The following is a 19076-nucleotide window of genomic DNA, read 5'->3' as shown; positions in this document are numbered from 1 at the left end:
TGTTCTACTCTGGTGCGGTGAGGGTAGCGGCGCAGCCCTTGAGGTGGTCCACAAAGTGGCGCACCTTGGCCAGTTCGCCGAGGTGTTCCGGGTAGACCAGGTAGTAGGCGTTGGGGCCGTGCAGCAGCGAGGGCCAGGCGGGGACCAGGGCGCCGGCCTCCAGTTCATGGTCGATCATGAAGCGCGGAATCAGCGCCAGGCCGCCGCCGGCCATCACCGTGCGAATCAGGGTCTGGAAGGTCTCGACGCGGATGCCGTGGTAGCTGCGGTCGGTACGAATATCCTGTTCGTCGAACCAGCGGTGCCAGGCGTCGGGACGAGAGGACAGATGCAAAAGGCGGCAGTCGGCCAGATGGGCGGGGCTGGCGATCCGTTGACGCGCCAGGTAACCGGGTGCGCCGACCGCCATCACCTCTTCCTCGAACAGCTTGTGGCACTCGAGATTGGGCCAGCTGCCGTGGCCGTGGAAGATGGCTACGTCGATCCCCTCGTTTTCCAGGTCGAAGGTTTCCACGCGGTCTGACAGGTGCAGAGTGATCCCGGGGTGGGCTTCGAAGAACGCCGGTAGCTGCAACGACAGCCAGCGCGTTCCAAAGGTGGGAAGCGTCGCGACCTTGAGCACGTCACCGTGGCCGCTGTAGGTCATGATGGCGTTGGCCGACATCTCGAGGTGGGCCAGGATCTTGCGCACCTCTGTCAGATAGAGCGAGCCTTCTGGTGTCAGTACCAGAGTTCGCCTGAGGCGACGGAAGAGCTTGTGCTGAAGGGTGTCCTCGAGTTGAGCCACCTGCTTGCTGATGGCGCTCTGGGTGATGCTCAGTTCATTCGCCGCCCGGGTAAAGCTCAGGTGCCGGGCGGCGGCTTCGAAACATTGCAGCGTGGTGGTCGAGGGGAGATGGCGGGCCTTCATCGAACGCTGACTCCAGCGTAAAAAACCGCCATTCTACCCCAAACGAGGCAGTACCGCTGGTGCAAGCGTCGCCGGCGACGCGAGCGCCTGTCCAATCCGTCGCCTGGCGTCCCGGCGGCGCTGAGGCCGCCGGGCGTTGCCACGTCCTGGCATCGTCGACGTCAGTGCTGAACCGACGTCGCCGAATCCATCGGCGCCTTCGGGCGACGCGACTGCCACAGGGCGATCAGCGCCAGGGCCACCAGTCCCAGGGAGCTGGTGATGGGCGCCGGGGCCACCATGGCCAGGCCCGCTGCCAGCAGCACCGCACGCTCCCACATCAAGGCGTCACGTACGAAATGGCCGATCAGGGCGGCGCTCACACCGACCAGGCCCACCACCAGGAAGCCGACGTCTCGTACCAGTCCAAGCGGTGTTGCGTCGATCATCACCAGCGCCGGGTTGTAGATCAGCGCATAGGGGATGATGAAGGCACCGATGGCAAGCTTCAGTGCCGTCACGCCGGTCTTCATTGGATTGGCCCCTGCAATGCCTGCACCGGCGTAGGCGGCCAGACAGACCGGTGGCGTGATGTCCGCCACAATCCCGAAGTAGAACACGAACAGATGTACCGCCATGGGTGCCAGGCCGAACTCGTTGATCAGCGCCGGCGCGGCGATGGTCGCGGTAACGACATAGTTGGCGGTGGTCGGCAGGCCCATGCCGAGCACGATGCAGGCCAGCATGGTGAAGATCAGGGCGAGGATCAGGGTGCCGTCGGCCAGGCTGATGATGCCGGCGGCAAACTTGGAACCCAGCCCGGTCATCCCCACCACCCCGGCGATGATGCCGGCGGTGGCTACCGCAGCGATCACCGGCAGCGCGACCCTGGCCCCCTTGTCTAGAAGGCGCACCAGGTCGGCCAGTGACGGGCGGGTCTCCTTGCGCAACAGGCTGACCGCCAGTGCGGCGGCGATACCGAGCAGGGCGGCGCGCTGGGCGGTGAAGCCGACGCTTACGGTGGTCACGATCACCGCCAGCGGAAGCAGCATGTAGCCCTGGCGCATCAGCAGCTTGCGCTTGCTCGGGAGCTGGTCCTTGGGAATGCCGAGGATACGACTGCGCTTGGCCTCGAAGTGTACGCCGATAAAGATACCGGTGAAGTACATCAGCGCCGGTATCAGGGCCGCGTACATGATCTCGCGGTAGGAGACGCCCACGTACTCGACCATGATGAAGGCGGCGGCACCCATCAGCGGTGGCATGATCTGTCCACCGGTCGATGCCGAGGCTTCGGTCGCGGCGGCGACCTCCGGACGGAAGCGGGCGTTCTTCATCATCGGGATGGTGAAGGAACCCGAGGCCACGGTGTTGCCGACCGAGCTACCCGAGATCATGCCCTGCAGCGAGCTTGCGATCACCGCGGCCTTGGCCGTACCGCCGGTGAAGCGGCCGGTGGCGGCGAAGGCGAGGTCATTGAAGAAGCGGCCGACCCCGGTCTGGATCAGTACCACGCCGAAGAACAGAAACAGGAAGATGAACTTCGCCGAGATCTGCAAAGGGGTGCCGAACACGCCGCTTTCGCGGAACCACAGGTAGGGCGCGACCTGCTCGAAGGAGAAGCCCGGATGGGACAGCAGCGCCGTGGGAATATGATTGCCCAGCAGCGCATAGGCCAGGGCCAGCAGGGCCACGATCACAATGGGCAGGCCGACGGTGCGCCGCGTCGCCTCGAGCACGAACAATACGCCGACGCCGGCCACGATCAGATCCAGGGTGGAATAGCCGGTAATACGGGCGCGCAGGACCTCGTCGTAGAACAGGATCTTGTAGTAGGCGCCAAAGGTGGCGGTGACGGCCAGTACCACGTCGTACCAGGGCACCGACCGGCGAGCGCGTTCGCCGCGACAGGCGGGGAATAGCAGGAAGATCATCCCCAGCGCCAGGCCCAGGTGTATCGCCCCTTGCTGTTGCGACGGCAGGGTGCCGAAGTAGCCGGTATACAGGTGGAATGTCGTCAGGGCGATGCCGAGCAGCGACACCGCCCAACTCCAGCGGCCGAGGTGAGGGCGAACGCTGGACTCCCGGTCGTACTTTTCGAGCAGTTCCTGAGAGGCGTCAGCGGTTTTATTTTCGACCATAGCGTGAATCTCCCAATGACCCGCAGGCGCCGACACGCCGGTGCCTGCGGGTGACATGGTTTACTTGGCGAGGTCGTCGAGACTGGTGATGCCGCTGTCTTCGCGGGTCACGATCTGGATGACTTCCGGGTAGATATGGCCGATAAAGGCGACGTTGCCGATGGCGTTGTCGTCGAACTCACCGTTGCCGGACACCGCGTCCTTGGCCGGCGCGTGCACGGTCATGCCTAGATCCATGCGGTCGTCACGGATGCTGACCAGGTTCTCGATGGAGGCGCCGGTCTCGATGTTGGTGAAGTTTGCGTCATCGAGGTAGTTGTTCCAGATGGTGGCCATCTCGCCGCCCAGCGGATAGTAGGTACCGCCCTGGCTGCCGGTGCCGAGGATGTACTCGCTCTTGTCGCCTTGAGTCTCGAGTTGTGCCACCGGATTGCTCACCTCCAGTCCCTGCTCCTCGTAGTAGCGCTTGGCACCGGGATGGATCGGAATGCCGGCGGAGCCATTCAGGGCATTTTCGAGGGTCATGAAGGCAGACTGGGCGTGGGTATTCTCTTCAGCCTTCTCGTGCATCAGGCGTGCGAGTTCGTAGCCCAGTTCCTCGTCGATGCTGTGGGTGTTGCCCACCAGCACGGCGTAGGCGGTCACCGTGGTCACGTCCTGGTCGAGGAAGTCGTAGCTATCCTGGGAAATGACGAAGCGACGGTACTCGCTGTTGGTCTCGATATAGTCCACCGCGTCGTCGCTCAGCCCGATCATGCGAACGTCACCGGCGGCCGCCTGAAGGTTCTCGATGCTGCCAGACGGCAGGCCGAGGATGCCGATGGACAGGTCGATATTGCCGTCCTGCACGCCGTCGAGCGCAGCGCCGAAACCTTCCTGATAGGCGCTGTAGTCATCTTCCTTGACGCCGTGGGCGTCGAGCAGCAGCTTGGACACCAACTGGGTCGTGCTGGCGGGCGGACCGATGGCCACGTTAGGGGTAGAGGAGGCTCCATCGCTGCAGGCGCTGAGGAGGGTGGATGCAGCGATGGCGATCACGGCCGGCTTCAGGGGATGAGTCATTTGGCGTTCCTGTCGTTGAGGGGATGTCGTGGCTCTGAGGCCGTATTTTTGGACATTGTTGCTGGTGCAATGCAGAACGGCGGGCATTGTTATCACGCGTCCTGAATGTGCACAAAAGAAATCTCGTACTCGATCCATTCCTTCTGGTCATTGATGCGTGTTATCCGCGACCTGTCGGCCTGGTTCAGGTGGAATAGTTATTCATAATTGGAATGCATAAGGCGCTTTTTTTCGTTTGAAGTGCCTCGCTGTCGCTGGTTTGATCGTCGTCTTGAATTCCCCGACGATTCGACAGGAACCGGACATGGACTTTTCTCACGTCAGTGCCTCGCTGGGCATCGTGCACCCCTTGTGTATGGACCACGGCCGTAACGCCGAACTGTGGGATGAGGACGGTCGGCACTACGTCGACTTCATCGGCGGCATCGGGGTGCTCAACCTGGGACATGGGCACCCAGCGGTGGTGGAGGCGGTGAAGTCGCAGGTCGACAAGCTGATGCATTCCGCCTTCAACGCCTTGCCCCACCGCGGCTATCTGGAGGTGGCACGGGCACTCGATGATTTCGTGCCGGTGTCCTATCCGCTGTCCTGCATGCTGACCAACTGCGGTGCCGAGGCGACCGAGAACGCCCTCAAGGTGGCGCGGGCCGCAACCGGCCGCCAGGCGGTGATCGCCTTCGACGACGGCTTTCATGGCCGCACCCTGGCGGCGCTCAATCTCAACGGCAAGGTCAAACCCTACAAGAGTGGGCTTGGCAGCCTGCCGGGGCCGGTCTATCACCTGCCGTTCCCGAGCCAGGACAGCGATGTGAGTACCGAGGAGGTCGTGCGCGCTCTCGATCGTCTGCTCGAGGTCGAGCTGCCCGCCGACGAGATCGCCGCGGTCATCGTCGAGCCGGTTCAGGGCGAGGGCGGCTTCCGCCTGCTCGATGCGGCCTTTGCCGAGCATCTGCGTGACTTCTGCGACCGACAGGGTATCGCGCTGATCTTCGACGAGATCCAGTCGGGCTTCGGACGTACCGGCACGCGTTTTGCGTTCACCCACCTGGGCGTCGAACCCGACCTGCTGCTGATGGGCAAGAGCATGGCGGCGGGCCTGCCGCTGGCAGCAGTGGTCGGCAGGTCCCGCTTCATGGATGCGCTGCCCAAGGGCGGGCTCGGCGGTACTTACTCGGGCAACCCGGTGGCCTGCGCGGCGGCACGGACGGTGATGGACGTGATGTCCGAGGCTCAGCTGACGTATTGGGGCGAGATCCAGGAATCGCTGATTGTGGCGACCCATGCACGTCTGAAGGAACGCTTCCCGATGGTGGGGGCGTTGACTGGAGTGGGCGCCATGCGCGGCATCGTCTTTAACGATACCGAGCGTGCCAGTGGCGCCGAACACCTGGCCGCGCTGCTGGTCGCCGGGCGCGAGGCGGGGGTACTGTTGATGCCGAGCGGGCGTCACCGCAATGTGCTGCGCCTGCTGCCCCCGCTGACCGCAGAACCCGAGGTGCTCAACGAAGGCATGGCGCGCCTGGAGAGTGCGCTGGCGACGCTCACGCCATGATCGCCCGGATCGACGCCCATTCCGATGTGGCCGCGACCTATCAGCGTTTTCTCGAGGCCATGGTGGATCAGGGCTTCGAAGGAGACATCGCCCCCGACTACGCCAACCGCACGGTCCTGGCCACCGACAACTCGATCTACCAGCGCCTGCCCCAGGCTGTGCTTTATCCTCGAGGGACCGAGGATCTCGTGCGTATCGCCGAGCTTGCGGGACGCGAGGCGTATCACCAGGTGGTGCTGGCGCCTCGGGGAGGAGGCACCGGCACCAATGGGCAGGCCCTGACCGACGGCCTGGTGGTGGACGTCTCTCGGTACATGAACGCCATCCTCGAGATCGATGCGGAGGGTCATCGAGTGCGTGTCCAGGCCGGGGTGGTCAAGGATCAGCTCAATGCCGCGCTCAAGCCCCACGGGTTGTTCTTCGCCCCGGAGCTGTCCACCTCCAACCGCGCCACTCTCGGCGGGATGATCGCCACCGATGCCAGCGGCCAGGGCAGCTGCGAGTACGGCAAGACCCGCGACCATGTGCTCGAGCTCGAGAGTGTCCTGCTTGGCGGAGAGCGACTGGTCACTCGGCCGGTGGACGAGGACGAGCTGTCGGCGCTGTGCGCTCGCCAGGATACGGTGGGCCGGGTGTACCGGGCCGCCCGTGACATTCTCGAGCGTGAGGGCGAGCGTATCCGCAAGACCTTTCCGCCGCTCAACCGCTGCCTGACCGGCTACGATCTTGCCCACTTCATCACGGAGGACGGTAGCTTCGACCTGTCCAGCGTGCTGTGTGGAGCCGAGGGGTCGCTGGCCTTCACCAGCGAGGCGGTACTTAGGGTCTTGCCGATCCCGGCCCACTCGACCCTGGTCAATGTCCGTTATGCCGGCTTCATGGATGCGCTGGGCGACGCCCAGGCGCTGATGGCCAGCGACGCCTCTCCTACGTCCATCGAGACGGTGGACGAACGGGTGCTGCAGCTCGCCCGGGGCGACTACGTCTGGGACTCTGTCGGCGAGTTCTTCCCCAACGCCGGCGATAGCCGGACCCAGGGCATCAACCTTATCGAGTTCAATGACGATGATCCGGCGCGGCTGGCGCGCAGGGTCGAGGCCTTCTGCCGGCATCTGGACGAGGATCCGAGCGTCAGGCGTCTGGGCCACACCCGCGCCCAGGGGCGCGAGGCCATCTCCCGGGTCTACGCCATGCGTAAGCGCGCGGTGGGCCTGTTAGGCAACGTGGCCGGGGAAAAACGCCCGTTGCCCTTCGTCGAGGACACCGCCGTGCCGCCCGAGCACCTGGCGGACTATATCGCCGAGTTTCGCGCCCTGTTCGATGCCAGGGGGCTCGAGTACGGCATGTTCGGCCACGTCGACGCCGGGGTCCTGCACGTGCGCCCGGCGCTGGACATGAAGGACCCCGCTCAGGAAGCGTTGATTCGCGAGATTACCGATGAGGTCGCCGTGCTGACGCACAAGTACGGTGGCCTGCTATGGGGCGAACACGGCAAGGGCCTTCGCTCGGAGTACGCTCCGGCCTTTTTCGGGCCCCTCTACCCAAGCCTGCGTCGGCTCAAGGGCGCCTTCGATCCCTACAACCAGCTCAACCCGGGCAAGATCGCGACACCGCTGATTAGTCCATCCGACGATGCTGGCAAGGCGCGCGTTTCTCCCCCGCTCGATGGCGCCGGCGAGGCGCCACCTAAATGGAGCGATCCGGGGCTGCTGGCGGTGGACGGGGTGGCGACCCGTGGCCAGTTCGACCGACAGATCGATGAGCGGGTATGGCAGGCCTACGGCGAGGCCGTGCACTGCAACGGCAATGGTGCCTGCTACAACTATCATCCCGATGACGCCATGTGCCCCTCCTGGAAGGCGACGCGGCAGCGCATCCACTCGCCCAAGGGGCGTGCCAGCCTGATGCGGGAATGGCTGCGGCTGCAGCAGCAGGCCGGTGTCGATGTGCTCGATGTGTCCCGGCGCCTGCGCAAGCGCGACGCCTGGAGCGCGCTCAAGGTCTTTCCGGCCAAGCTCGGGCGTAGCCTGGCGCGTCGACGGGGCCAGAGAGACGTTTCGCACCAGGTGCACGAAGCCATGGCCGGTTGTCTGTCGTGCAAGTCCTGCGCTGGCCAGTGTCCGATCAAGGTCGATGTGCCGAGCTTCCGGGCGCGCTTTCTCGAGCTGTATCACAGTCGTTACCTGCGCTCGCCACGGGACCACCTGGTCGGCGGACTGGAGCGCATGGTGCCGTTGCTGTCGCGGTTCGCACCGCTGTACAACGCCATGCTGCGGACCCCGGGGGTGGAGCGAGCGATGGCCGGCGTCCTCGGCCTGGTCGATAGTCCGCGGCTGTCGCGAGAGCGTCTGGACGTCTGGCTCGAGCAGCGTGGGATCGAACGGGCCACACCCGGGGCGCTGCAGCGCCTGCACGATGCAGAAAAGGCGTGCAGCGTGGTACTGGTGCAGGACGCTTTCACCAGCTACTTCGACTCCCGGGTGGTGATGGATACCGTCGAGTTGCTTGAATGTCTCGGAGTGCGGGTATTCGTGGCGCCCTATGGCCCCAACGGCAAGCCACTGCACGTTCAGGGCTTTCTCGGTGCCTTCGAACGCACCGCCGCAAGGCAGGCGAGCCGACTGCAGGCACTGGCCGACGCCGGGGTGGCACTGGTCGGCATCGACCCGGCCATGACGCTGACCTACCGCCAGGAGTATGTGAAGGCGCTGGGCGCAGCCGCGGTGCCCCAGGTGCAGCTGCTGGCCTCTTGGCTGGTGCAGTGGCTCGCCGATGGAACGACAGCGCAGCAGGCCGCGCGGCAGCGGGTCATCGAAGACCCAGGCTATCGCTTGCTGCTGCACTGCACCGAGGCAACCCATGCGTCCGGGGCGGCGCAGGACTGGCAGCACTTGTTCGAGGCCTTAGGATTGTCGCTCGAGGTGCTGCAAAGCGGCTGTTGCGGCATGTCCGGTACCTACGGCCACGAAGCAGAGCATCGAGAGACCTCCGCGGTCATCTATGGCCAATCCTGGCGACCCCGGGTAGAGGATCCCGGCCTTCAGGGGCGCCTGCTGGCCACCGGCTACTCCTGCCGGTGCCAAGCTCGGCGATTTTCCGGGGCCGCATTGTCACATCCGCTTCAGGGGCTGCTCGCTTGTCTTGGGCCGCCAGGCGCCACCTGAGCGTTGCGCTATCGGCGCAGGCGGCCCTGCGGGTCTGACCAACGAACGCCGGGTGCAGTCGCATCCGGCGTTCACGTCACGACGTCACTTCGGGCTGCTCGGCGGCCACCTGCTGCAAAACCTCCTGGTAGTTCTCCACGCCCTGGGCGCCGGTGACCAGGTAACGGTGGTTGAACACCATGGCGGGCACTCCGCTGATGCCCTGTTGTTGCCAGAAGGCCTGGCGCTTTCGCACCGATTCGGCGCGCACGCCCGACGTAAGCACCCCCACGACCTCATCGCGATCGTAACCGAGACCTGCCGCCACATCGGCCAGCACCTCGATCCGGTGGAGGTCGCGGCGTTCGGTGAAGAAGGCGCCGAACAGGGCCTGCTTCATGCGATGGCCTTCGCCGGGGGGTTGCTCGTCGGCCCAATCGATCAACTGGTGGGCACGGAAGGTGTTCACCATGCGCATGTCATCGGTGTAGTCGAAGGTAAAGCCGAGGTCGGCGCCCATCTGGGTGAGGCGTTCCCGGGATAGGCGCGAGTCCTCGTCGCTGCGGCCAAGGGCTAGCTTGAGGCAGCCTTCCGCGGCTGACGCCCTGACAACAGCCGGCGAGAAGCGCCGATCTCACGGCAGCCTTTGATGGCCAGCCACGAAAACGCCTCCGACGGTCCTCGTCGGGGGCGTTTTCGTGGTCCCTCTCCAGTATCCGATCGATGGAGGCGGGCCTGGAACTTTAGTCCAGTAATTGAAATAAATCCTATTGTTTTCTTGAAAATGAAAAAATAGATGCTAGTTTTCATAAATATGAAGTCTTTTTCCGTTTATGTCGTTTATCGCTCGAAGATGATGGCACCGTGTCGCGGGTGTGATCTAACGGCCTGGCGGTCAGCCATTGCCTTCGGGAGCCACTCACCAAGGAGTTTTCGATGACCCAACAATCGATAACGAATGTCGAAAGCCGTCCGCCAGCGGGGCCGATTAGCCGTATCTTCGGCCAGTACGATCGCTCGCTGTTCTGGCCCGTGCTACTGATCTACACCCTGATCATGGCCTGTGCGCTGTTCTTCCCGACCATGACGGGGCAACTGCTGTCTACGACCCGGGACTTTCTGATCTTCAACTTCGGCTGGGGCTTTCTGCTGGGGATGGGCGGCGCGCTGCTGTTCTGCCTGTATCTGGTGATCAGCCCCTATGGCGACTTGAAGCTGGGGGCGGACGATGAGGTGCCGGAGTTCTCCTACGGCGCCTGGATCTCGATGCTGTTCAGCTGTGGTTTTGGCATCGGCTTCGTGTTCTTCAGCGTGGCCGAACCCCTGACCCACCTGTACCAGTCCTCTCATGTGATCGACATGGGCGCGGCCGGCGAGGCGGCAGGCGTCGCCAAGGCGGTCCAGCTCACCTTGCTGGACTGGGGCATGCACGGCTGGGCGGTGTTTGCCATCGCCGCCTGGGCGATCGCCTTTCCGGCCTACCGACTGGGGCTGCCGCTGACGGTGGCCACCGGTCTCTACGGCATTCTGGGGGAGCGCTGCAACACCAGCGTCTGGGGGCGGGTGGCCAACGCCCTGGGCATCATCGGTACCATCGGCGGCAACGCCACCATGATCGGTCTCGGCGTGGCCTCCATCAACTACGGCCTGGCGACCCTGTTCGGGCTGGATCTCGGCCCCCTCGGCCAGGCCCTGGTGATGATCGTGGTGATCGTGGCCTACGTGATTTCCGCCGCCACCGGTGTCGAGCGGGGCATCAAGGTGCTGAGCCAGGCCAACATGGTGATGGCCGGCGCCATCCTGCTGGCGCTGCTGTTCTTTGGCCATGCGCCGACACAGTACCTGCTTAACCTTGCCACACAGCAGGTCGGCGACTACTTCGGCGAGGTCTTCGCGCTGCAGTTCTGGAGCGATGCCGGCAACTTCGAACAGCGCGAATGGCTCGGCTGGTGGGTGGTGTTCTACTGGCTCTGGTACATCTCCTACATTCCCTTCTGCGGCGGATTCATCGCGCGGATTTCCCGTGGACGGACGCTGCGCGAGTTCATCGTCGGGGTCATCCTGGTGCCGATGCTGTTGGCGATCGGCTGGTTCAGCATCTGGGGAGGCTCCGCCGGCTACGTCGAGGTCACCGGTATCGCTCCCCTCTGGGAAGGCGTTCAGCAAAAGCCGGAGTCGGGGATCTATGCCCTGCTCGAGAGCATGCCGGGTGGCTGGTGGCTGAGTCTCGGGGTGCTTTTCAATATCGTCATCTTCGCGGTGACGACGTCCGACTCGGCGTCCTTCTTCGCCGCCATGCAGGTGTCCAACGGTGATGAAAACCCCAAGGTGTCGATGCGCCTGCTGTGGGGCGTGGTGATCGGTTTCACCGGCATCATGTTCCAGTTGACCGGCGGCTTCGACGCGATCAGAAGCCTCGCCATCGTGGTCGGTGCGCCCTTCTTTGTGGTCGGCATCGCCTACATGGTGTCGGTCTACCGGATGCTGAAATCGGCCAAGAAAGGCGACGTCCACAACGACAACATAGGCGTCTTCTACAGAGGCCTGGTGCCCCACAAGATCGGCCAGCAGGTGGCAAATGGCGACGCGAAGAAGGGGGATGAAGATGGAAGATAAGGAGTCAATCATGTCGCAACGCCAGCCGTTCGACCCCAGCTACGACCCGCTGAAGGACGCCTCTCCTGGCGCGGGCCGGGATTATGCGCCGAGCTACTGGTGTCATCAAGCCGGGCCGCCCCCGCAAGACGACGGCCCGGTGGGCCGCGACATGGACGTTGACGTGGTACTGATCGGTGCCGGCTTCACCGGGCTTGCCACCGCGCTCTTTCTGGCGCGGGAGTACGGCATCAAGGCGACCGTGCTGGAGGCCAACCAGATCGGCTGGGGCTGCACCAGCCGCAACGGTGGCCAAGGGCACCTTGCCTGGGGGCGCCTGAGTCGCAGCCAGTGGGTCAAGCGCTGGGGGCAGGACGTCGCCAGGCGTCTGCACGCCAACAGCCTGGAAGGCTTCGAGGTGTTCCAGTCGATGGCGGAGGATCCCGATATCGACTGCGAGCCGCAGAATCACGGCAACCTGCTGATCGCGCACAGCGCCAAGGCACTCGATGGATTGAAGGAGGAGTCGTGGCTATGCAATCGGCAGCTGGGCTACCCGACCCGGGTGCTCGGCCGTGCTGACGTGCTCGACGGCTACATCGGTGACCAGGAAGCCCAGGGCGCCATGCTGGAGCCGGTGGGGATAGCCGTCCAGCCGCTCAAGCTGGCCTACGGCTATGCCAGAGTGGCGAGGCGGCTCGGTGCGAAGATTCACACGGCAAGTCCAGTCCAGAGTTGGACCACCGAGGGCGGGGTGCATCACCTCAAGACCCCGGGCGGAGTGGTGCGCGCCCGTGCCGTGGGTATCGCCACGGCGGGATACACGAGTCCCCGGCTACACCGGGTCACGGCCTATCGCAATATGCCGATCATGGCCAACTCGGCGTGGACCCGGACCTTGACCGATGACGAGATCGAGGCCTGCGGTTTTCATTCCACCATCCTGACCACCGATACCCGCAAGCTCCGCTACTACTATCGTTTTCTGCCCGAGAAGCGCCTGCAGATCGGTACACGCAGCGCCATCAGTGGCGCAGACGCTCAGAATCCGCGCCACCTCAAGGTGGTTCACGACGCCATCGCCCGAAAATTTCCGGCAATCGCCGGCATCGAGACACCCTGGTTCTCCCATGGCTGGATGGATATCTCCCACGACATGATGCCAAGAATCGTACAGCCGGACCCGGACAACCGCATCTTCTACGCCCAGGGATACAGCGGTAATGGCGTGGCGTTTTCCGCCTACGCCTCGAAGAAGATGGCGGCGCTGATCGCAGGAGAGTCGCTGAAGGAGGCTGATTTACCGATCTTCAATTCGCCACTGCCCGGGCATCCGCTGCGGCCAATACGGCGACTGGGCCAGCGTGCGCTCTACCGATACTTCCAGGTGCTCGACAGCCTGCAATAGCCATGGAAGTGCGAGGGTACCGCTTAAGCGCCGCGTCCTTTTTACAACCACGACTCACAACGACCGCTACTCACTGCGACCAGAGCGACCCGACAGGAGCAAAGACACATGACGACGATGACCAACGACACACTCAATCGCCTCTTCGAGGCCTTCAACGCCCATGATATCGACGCAGTGATGAGCTACTTCGCCGATGATATCGTCTTCGATACCGTCGCCGGGGAACAGGCGCACGGGACCCGCATCGAGGGCCGGGACGACGTCAAGGCGGCCTTCGAGAATACCTGGGGGACGATGCCGGACGTGCAGTGGATCAACGGCAGGCACTATGTTGTCCAGGGCGGCGAACGTATCGTTTCCGAGTCGACCTTTGTCGCCACCCGGCCCGACGGCAAGCGTATCGAAGCCGATGGCGTCGACCTGTTCAGCGTGCGCGAGGGCAAGATCATCCGCAAACAGGCGTTTCGCAAGCAGCGTCCTGCATTCGATCCTCGGTGACATCCCGAACCCAGCCACACCGGCCATCGCCGCGTGGCACGGCGACGCGATAAGCGAGAGCAAGACGTGCCGGCGTTTCGCGCGGCGGTGCTCGATCCCGACCGACCGTCTGGTAGTCTAGGGGCACGTAAACGATGACGGAAAGCGCAATGGCCAGGACGAAGGACGCCAGCAACGAGGCAAGTGACGGGCAGGATGCTTTGCGGCTCGGTCAGCAGATCCGTGATCTGCGCAAGTCACGCCAGATGACGCTGGCCGAGCTGGCCCAGCGGGTGAACCGCTCGGTGGGGTATCTGAGCCAGGTCGAGCGAGGCGCGTCGTCGCTGCCCATCGGGGTGCTGCAGTCGATCAGCGAGGCCCTGGGGGTGCGGGTGAGCTGGTTCTTCGAGGCCGACAACGACGTACCCGAGCACGAGCGCGATGTCATCGTGCGTGCGCCCGGGCGCCGGGCCATGGAATTCTCCGGCATCGGCGTCCGGGAAGAACTGCTGTCACCACGCCTCAGCGGCCAGTTGATTCTGATCATGACGCGGTTGGAACCGGGCGGCACAGGCGGTGAGGTGCCCCGGCAACGCAAGGGCGAGGAGGCCGGCTACGTGGAGGCCGGGCAACTCGAGCTGACCATCGGCGATCGGCGCCACTGGCTCGACGCAGGCGACAGCTTCTCCATCACCGGTGATCAACCCCACCTTATCCGCAATCCGGGAGATACCGAGACCCGGGTCGTCTGGGTGATGACCGGGGTCGACTACTGAGGCGCCCGGAGCTGTCTCCGGGCGCTCTTTTCGGGCGTTGTTTCCGGTTGTCGGCGACGGGTTCAGGCGGGTAGCCGGTTCACCGGCCACAGCACCTTCTCGCCTGAGGCGAAGCGTACCGCTTCCTCGGCCACCTTGCGCTTGAGCTCCTGCGCTGCGTCCTCGGAATACCAGGCCATGTGCGGTGTGATCAGGCAGTTGTCGATACCACGCAACGGACTATCGGTCGGCAGCGGTTCCTGCTCGGTGGTATCCAGGGCGGCGCCGGCAAGCCTGCCCTCCATCAACGCCCGGGCCAGCGCCGTTTCATCGATGATGCCCCCGCGGGAGGTATTGATCAGATAGGCCGAGTCCTTCATCCGGTCCAGCGCGGCGGCGTCCACCAGATGGCGGGTTTGCTCGGTCAGGGGGCAGAACAGCCCGATCACGTCGGCCTCTGCGAAAAGGGCGTCGAGTTCCAGGCAGCGAATCCCGTCGGTACCGTCGTCGGCGTTGGGCTGGTGATAGCGGTCGTGGGCGATGACGTTGAAACCAAGTGCCGCCATCTTGCGGGCGTAGAGCCGGCCGATGCGACCAAGCCCCACCACGCCCGCTGTCATCCTGGTCTGACGACGGATCGGGATGGCCTCGGCGTATTCCCAGCGCCCGTCCTGGCAGCCGGCATTCATCGGCACCAGCTTGCGAATCAGCGCGAGACTCAGCGCCAGGGCGTGATCGGAGACCTCGTGCATGCCGTAGTCCGGGACGTTGCAGACCTGAACCCCGGCGGCGCTGGCGGCCTCGAGCTCGACATTATTGACCCCGACCCCGTAGCGCACGATCTGCTTGAGATCGGGCAGGGCGTCGAATACCCGGCGAGTGAAGGGCGCGTACTGGTTCAGCGCGATTTCGACGCCTGCGAGCTGCTCGATCAGCTCATCCTCGCTCGTGCAGCGGAGCAGGGGGGCTGCGAAGCCTGCACGGTCGAGGATCTCGGTTTCCACATCGTGGTTGGCGTGATCGAGGTCGGTAAAGACGATGTTCATGCAGGTCTCCTGTCAGCGGCCGAGGTAGCCGCCATCGACGGGCAGGGTGACGCCGTGGACATAGTCCGAAGCGGGGGAGGCCAGGAATAGCAGCGGGCCTTTCATGTCGTCGCCGTTGCCCCAGCGCCCGGCGGGAATGCGTGCGGTGATCTCGGCGTTGCGGCCTTCGTCGGCCAGCAGGGCGGTATTCATGTCGGTGGCCATGTAGCCGGGAGCGATGGCGTTGACGTTGATGCCCCGCCCCGCCCATTCGTTGGCCAGGGCCTTGGTCAGCTGCATCACGCCACCCTTGCTGGCGGCGTAGGCCGGTACCGTCATGCCGCCGAAGAACGACAGCAGCGAGGCGATATTGATGATCTTGCCCTGGCCGTCGGACCCTTCGATGTCACGCTCGAGCATGCGCTGGGCGGCGAGCTGGCAGAGCTCGAACACCGCCGTCAGGTTGACCTCGACCACCGCCTCCCAGTCCTCCAGGGGGAAGTGTTCGGAGGGATGGCGGCGCTGGACACCGGCGGCGTTGACCAGGATGTCGAGGTCGCCGCCGAGCTTGGCGAGAGCCGCATCGAAGCCGTCGTTGCGCTGCTGACGGCTAGACAGGTCGACGACCACGCCATGACAGGCACTGTCCGACGTGGACAGGCGTGAGGCGACATCGAAGACCTTGTCCGACGAGCCCAGGATGACGACTTCGGCGCCTGCGTCGAGCAGGGCTTCGGCCATGCCGAGCCCGAGCCCCCGCGTCCCGCCGGTGACGATGGCCTTGCGGCCTTGTAGTTCAAAGAGCTTCATGATTGGCAGTCCACCAGTACCTTGACGGTGTTGAGGGATGGCGTGGCGATCATCTCGAAGACGCCGGCGGCGTCGGATAGCGGCACGACCTGGGTGATGGTCTGGCGCAGTTCATCGGCCAGGGTGTCGGCGAGCGCGAGGGCGTCGCCGAACTCCTTGTGGGTGTAGACCCGGGAGCCGATCAGGGTCAGCTCCTTGAAGTTTACGTCGATCAGGTTGACCGCGTGGGCCGACTTGTGGGTAGCGGTCAGGCAGATGGTGCCACCGACGCGCACCACGCGGGTCATTTCCAGCGCGGCGCTCTCGACGCCTGAACACTCGAACACGGCATCGGCGCCGTCGCCACCGGTGACGCTGGCGACCCGGTCGACCAGACTCTCGCTGCGCGCGTCCACGGTATCGAAGCCAAGCTGGCGGCACAGCCCCAGGCGGCCCTCGTCGACGTCGGAGACGATCACTCGAGACGCACCTGCGTGGCGCAGCACGATGGCGGTCAGCAGGCCGATGGGGCCGGCGCCCATGACCACCGCGCTGTCGAGCAGCGCAAAGCGTGCCTGATGCAGGGTCCTTACCACCACCGCGAGGGGTTCCACCAGTGCCGCCACGTCATCGGACAGGCTGTCCGGTACCTTGAACAGGACGCTTTCGTCGATCCATTGATGGTCGGTCATGCCGCCGTCGCGATCGATGCCGATCAGGCGCAGGTTGGCGCAGACGTGGGGGGTGCCGTTACGACAGGGGTGGCAGTCGCCGCAGGAGATCAACGGGTAGGCCACCACCCGGTCGCCCAGCGCGAACGCCGAGCCTTCCGGGGCCTGCTCCACGCGTCCGACGAATTCGTGCCCCAGCACCAGCGGTGCCTGGGCGCGGGGGTGCTTGCCCGAATATATGCCGATGTCGGTGCCACAGACGCCGCAGTAGAGCATGCGAACCTTGACCGCGCCGGCCCGCTCGGCGGGCTCCGGGACCTCGGTGACCTCGACCTGCCTGGGGCCAGTGTAGACCAGTGCTTCCATGATGGGATTCCTCGTGTCGTTGGGGCGTTGCGACGATTGTCGGCTCAGGCGCTGTGTGGCTGACGCCGGGCACTGTCGCCGTTGCTGTTGTCCTTGCTGTTGTCGATGGTCAGCCTGGCGTTGCCGGTGCGATGGGGGGCGAGCCGGTCGCGATCGAATTCGACGCCGATGCCGGGGCTGTCCGGGGCCACCGCGTGGCCCTGGTCGAGGACCAGGGGGCGGCGGGTGTACTGGTCGATGGGGAAAGAGTGGATCTCCATCCAGCCGGCGTTGGGCTGGGCCGACACCAGGCTGACGTGCAACTCCTGCATGCCGTGGCTGCAGATGGGCAGGCCATATTCCCGGCTCTGGCGGGCAACATCGAGCCAGCCGCTGATGCCGCCGCAGTTCGAGGCATCCGGCTGGATGAAGGACAGCCGAGCCTGATCGAAGGCGTAGCCGAACTCGTGAGAAGTGTGCAGGTTTTCCCCCATGGCCAGCGCCATGCCGGTCGCCTCGGCGATGCGGGCATAGCCCTGGTAGTCGTCAGGAACCGTGGGTTCCTCGAACCAGGTGATGTCGTACGGGGCAAAGGCCTTGGCGGCGTCGATGGCGCCATCGACGCTAAGCGCGTAGTTGGCATCGACCATGAAGGGGCGCTCGGGGCCGATCAGTTCGCGTACCCGTGCCACGCGCTCGACATCGTCGGCAAGCGTCGGGCGGCCGACCTTGATCTTGACCGCCGCGGCGCCCTGGTCGAGGTAGCCCTGGACATTGGCGAGCAGACGCTCGAGGGAGAAGTTGAGGTCGATGCCGCCGAAGTAGGCACGGCACTGGCGGGCCTGGCCGCCGGCCATCTGCCACAGTGGCTGTCCCAGGCGATGGCCCCGGAGGTCCCACAGCGCGATATCCAGCGCCGAGATGGCGAAGGCGGCGATACCACCGCGGCCTACGTAGTGGATGTGCCACAGCATCTCCTGATAGCGACCCGCGATGTCGGCGCCGTCCCGCCCCAGCAGCATCGGTGCGAGGTCGTGCTCGAGCAGCGCCAGAATGGCCTGTCCGCCACGCCCCCCGGTGTAGGTGTAGCCGGTGCCGCTGAGGCCATCTGCGGTGGTGACGGTGGCGGTCACGATCTCGAATTCCGTGTGCACGCCATGCTTGGCGTCGCCCATGGGCTCGCTCAGGGGCACGCGGTAGAGGTCGAGTTCGATGGAGGTGATCGTCGACATGAGGGGGTTATCCTGTGTTGCGTGTGCGCGTGATCTGCACCTGGATCGCGATCACGACGAAGAGAAAGGCGCCGCGGATGACCATCTGCCAGTAGGCGCTGAGATTGAAGGTGCCGAGGCCGTTCTCGAAGTTCAGAAGGTTGAAGATCAGGCCGAGCATCAGGGCACCGATCAACGTCGCCACCAGCGACCCCTTGCCACCGGTCAAGAGGGTGCCACCGACGACGACGGCGGCGATGGCGGTCAGCTCCCAGCCGAGGCCTTCCAGTGGCTGTCCGGCGCCGAAGCCCGAGGCCAGAAAGACCCCGGCGAGACCGGCGCAGCCGCCACTGATCAGGTAGGCCAGCGTCTTGGCCTTGCGTGCGGGAAGGCCCATCAGGTGAGCAGCCTCCTCGTTGTCGCCCACCGCGAGCATGGTGCGTCCAATGGGGCGCTGCTCCAGCAGCCACCACAGGCCGGCACCCACCACCAGGGTGATGGCAAAGCTCCAGGGCAGCAGGCCGCCGATCGACTCCATGCCCAGCCGGGTAAAGCCGCTGCCCCAGTCCACCGGCACCGTCTGGTTGCCGCTGATGATCAGGGCGGCACCCTTGGCCGCCAGCAGGCTCGCCAGGGTGGCGATGAAGGGAGGGATATGCAGGCGCGTGATCATCACGGCATTGACCAGTCCCGCCGCCAGCCCGGTGGCGAGCCCCGCCAGCAGCGCCGGGACGAGGCCGTAAGGGCTGGCATAGGCGGCGGTGACCGAGGACAGTGCGGCCACCGTACCGACCGACAGGTCGATGCCACCGGTGATGATCACCAGGCACATGCCCAGACTGATCAGCACGAACATGGCGTTGTAGTTGAGAAAGGACGACAAGTTGTAGGCGCTGCCGAAGTTGTCGTAGCGGATCAGGCCGAGGCAGACCAGCACCAGCAGGATCACGCAGACCCCGGTGGCCTGGCCATTGTCGGTAAGGCGCTGGCGCCAGGAGACGGTGGTCATG

Annotated in this window: 14 protein-coding genes and 1 pseudogene; 6 read left to right on the top strand and 9 right to left on the bottom strand. The window is 64.8% G+C overall.

Annotation, left to right across the window (positions count from 1 at the left end; translation table 11 throughout):
* Window positions 1–4 precede the first annotated feature (4 nt).
* From ACUN9Y_RS12410 to ACUN9Y_RS12400, 3 genes are all read right to left on the bottom strand, one after another.
* Window positions 5–910 carry a LysR substrate-binding domain-containing protein gene (locus tag ACUN9Y_RS12410; RefSeq protein WP_445461034.1) on the bottom strand — a complete coding sequence of 302 codons (906 nt, stop codon included), beginning with the start codon at window positions 908–910 and terminating at the stop codon, window positions 5–7.
* Window positions 911–1071: 161 nt separating this feature from the next.
* Complete coding sequence (locus ACUN9Y_RS12405) at window positions 1072–3030, bottom strand: TRAP transporter permease (RefSeq protein ID WP_445461033.1); 1959 nt, start codon at window positions 3028–3030, stop codon at window positions 1072–1074.
* Between the two features lie 60 nt (window positions 3031–3090).
* Complete coding sequence (locus ACUN9Y_RS12400; RefSeq protein WP_445461032.1) at window positions 3091–4092, bottom strand: TAXI family TRAP transporter solute-binding subunit; 1002 nt, start codon at window positions 4090–4092, stop codon at window positions 3091–3093.
* A 304-nt stretch (window positions 4093–4396) separates the two neighbouring features.
* Between ACUN9Y_RS12400 and ACUN9Y_RS12395 the strand changes: the two genes are divergently transcribed.
* The gene (locus tag ACUN9Y_RS12395; RefSeq protein ID WP_445461031.1) at window positions 4397–5644 is read left to right on the top strand and encodes a 2-aminoadipate transaminase; all 1248 of its coding nucleotides are present in this window, start codon (window positions 4397–4399) and stop codon (window positions 5642–5644) included.
* Window positions 5641–8808, top strand: a complete 3168-nt coding sequence (locus ACUN9Y_RS12390; protein ID WP_445461030.1) for an FAD-binding and (Fe-S)-binding domain-containing protein — start codon at window positions 5641–5643, stop codon at window positions 8806–8808. Before ACUN9Y_RS12395 ends, ACUN9Y_RS12390 begins: the two co-directional genes overlap by 4 nt.
* A 76-nt stretch (window positions 8809–8884) precedes the next feature.
* Here the strand turns inward: ACUN9Y_RS12390 and ACUN9Y_RS12385 are convergent.
* Window positions 8885–9322: pseudogene (locus ACUN9Y_RS12385) on the bottom strand (DsbA family oxidoreductase); the annotation flags it as partial.
* A gap of 401 nt (window positions 9323–9723) precedes the next feature.
* Here ACUN9Y_RS12385 and ACUN9Y_RS12380 point away from each other — a divergent pair.
* From ACUN9Y_RS12380 to ACUN9Y_RS12365, 4 genes are all read left to right on the top strand, one after another.
* On the top strand, window positions 9724–11403 hold the full coding sequence (locus ACUN9Y_RS12380; RefSeq protein WP_445461029.1) for a BCCT family transporter: 1680 nt from the start codon (window positions 9724–9726) through the stop codon (window positions 11401–11403).
* Between the two features lie 10 nt (window positions 11404–11413).
* A complete protein-coding gene (locus ACUN9Y_RS12375) occupies window positions 11414–12790 on the top strand; it encodes an NAD(P)/FAD-dependent oxidoreductase (RefSeq protein WP_445461028.1) in 1377 nt (458 codons plus the stop codon).
* 108 nt (window positions 12791–12898) lie between these two features.
* The gene (locus tag ACUN9Y_RS12370; protein WP_445461027.1) at window positions 12899–13291 is read left to right on the top strand and encodes a nuclear transport factor 2 family protein; all 393 of its coding nucleotides are present in this window, start codon (window positions 12899–12901) and stop codon (window positions 13289–13291) included.
* A 149-nt stretch (window positions 13292–13440) separates the two neighbouring features.
* The gene (locus tag ACUN9Y_RS12365; protein ID WP_445461026.1) at window positions 13441–14046 is read left to right on the top strand and encodes a helix-turn-helix domain-containing protein; all 606 of its coding nucleotides are present in this window, start codon (window positions 13441–13443) and stop codon (window positions 14044–14046) included.
* 62 nt (window positions 14047–14108) lie between these two features.
* Here ACUN9Y_RS12365 and ACUN9Y_RS12360 read toward each other — a convergent pair whose 3' ends face one another.
* Genes ACUN9Y_RS12360 through ACUN9Y_RS12340 form a run of 5 tightly spaced genes read right to left on the bottom strand, consistent with a single transcriptional unit; the run spans window position 14109 to window position 19075 of the window.
* Window positions 14109–15071, bottom strand: coding sequence for a C-terminal binding protein (locus tag ACUN9Y_RS12360; RefSeq protein ID WP_445461025.1), 963 nt, complete (start codon window positions 15069–15071; stop codon window positions 14109–14111).
* Window positions 15072–15083: 12 nt separating this feature from the next.
* Entirely contained in the window at window positions 15084–15860 is a 777-nt protein-coding gene (locus ACUN9Y_RS12355) for an SDR family NAD(P)-dependent oxidoreductase (protein ID WP_445461024.1), read from the bottom strand.
* Entirely contained in the window at window positions 15857–16876 is a 1020-nt protein-coding gene (locus tag ACUN9Y_RS12350) for a zinc-dependent alcohol dehydrogenase (protein WP_445461023.1), read from the bottom strand. The genes ACUN9Y_RS12355 and ACUN9Y_RS12350 overlap by 4 nt, the downstream gene beginning before the upstream one ends.
* Before the next feature lie 44 nt (window positions 16877–16920).
* A complete protein-coding gene (locus tag ACUN9Y_RS12345; RefSeq protein ID WP_445461022.1) occupies window positions 16921–18087 on the bottom strand; it encodes a mandelate racemase/muconate lactonizing enzyme family protein in 1167 nt (388 codons plus the stop codon).
* 7 nt (window positions 18088–18094) lie between these two features.
* Window positions 18095–19075, bottom strand: a complete 981-nt coding sequence (locus ACUN9Y_RS12340; protein WP_445461021.1) for an ABC transporter permease — start codon at window positions 19073–19075, stop codon at window positions 18095–18097.
* Between the last annotated feature and the right edge of the window lies 1 nt (window position 19076).

This window comes from Halomonas sp. V046, from assembly GCF_052645355.1.
The sequence above is the reverse complement of the archived record's forward strand: the minus strand, read 5'-3'. Positions and strand labels throughout refer to the sequence as shown.

Excerpts from the sequence above, each read along its gene's own strand:
- ACUN9Y_RS12410 (WP_445461034.1), bottom strand. The coding sequence starts at position 910 with ATGAAGGCCCGCCATCTCCCCTCGACCACCACGCTGCAATGTTTCGAA.
- ACUN9Y_RS12405 (WP_445461033.1), bottom strand. The coding sequence starts at position 3,030 with ATGGTCGAAAATAAAACCGCTGACGCCTCTCAGGAACTGCTCGAAAAG.
- ACUN9Y_RS12400 (WP_445461032.1), bottom strand. The coding sequence starts at position 4,092 with ATGACTCATCCCCTGAAGCCGGCCGTGATCGCCATCGCTGCATCCACC.
- ACUN9Y_RS12395 (WP_445461031.1), top strand. The coding sequence starts at position 4,397 with ATGGACTTTTCTCACGTCAGTGCCTCGCTGGGCATCGTGCACCCCTTG.
- ACUN9Y_RS12390 (WP_445461030.1), top strand. The coding sequence starts at position 5,641 with ATGATCGCCCGGATCGACGCCCATTCCGATGTGGCCGCGACCTATCAG.
- ACUN9Y_RS12380 (WP_445461029.1), top strand. The coding sequence starts at position 9,724 with ATGACCCAACAATCGATAACGAATGTCGAAAGCCGTCCGCCAGCGGGG.
- ACUN9Y_RS12375 (WP_445461028.1), top strand. The coding sequence starts at position 11,414 with ATGTCGCAACGCCAGCCGTTCGACCCCAGCTACGACCCGCTGAAGGAC.
- ACUN9Y_RS12370 (WP_445461027.1), top strand. The coding sequence starts at position 12,899 with ATGACGACGATGACCAACGACACACTCAATCGCCTCTTCGAGGCCTTC.
- ACUN9Y_RS12365 (WP_445461026.1), top strand. The coding sequence starts at position 13,441 with ATGGCCAGGACGAAGGACGCCAGCAACGAGGCAAGTGACGGGCAGGAT.
- ACUN9Y_RS12360 (WP_445461025.1), bottom strand. The coding sequence starts at position 15,071 with ATGAACATCGTCTTTACCGACCTCGATCACGCCAACCACGATGTGGAA.
- ACUN9Y_RS12355 (WP_445461024.1), bottom strand. The coding sequence starts at position 15,860 with ATGAAGCTCTTTGAACTACAAGGCCGCAAGGCCATCGTCACCGGCGGG.
- ACUN9Y_RS12350 (WP_445461023.1), bottom strand. The coding sequence starts at position 16,876 with ATGGAAGCACTGGTCTACACTGGCCCCAGGCAGGTCGAGGTCACCGAG.
- ACUN9Y_RS12345 (WP_445461022.1), bottom strand. The coding sequence starts at position 18,087 with ATGTCGACGATCACCTCCATCGAACTCGACCTCTACCGCGTGCCCCTG.
- ACUN9Y_RS12340 (WP_445461021.1), bottom strand. The coding sequence starts at position 19,075 with ATGACCACCGTCTCCTGGCGCCAGCGCCTTACCGACAATGGCCAGGCC.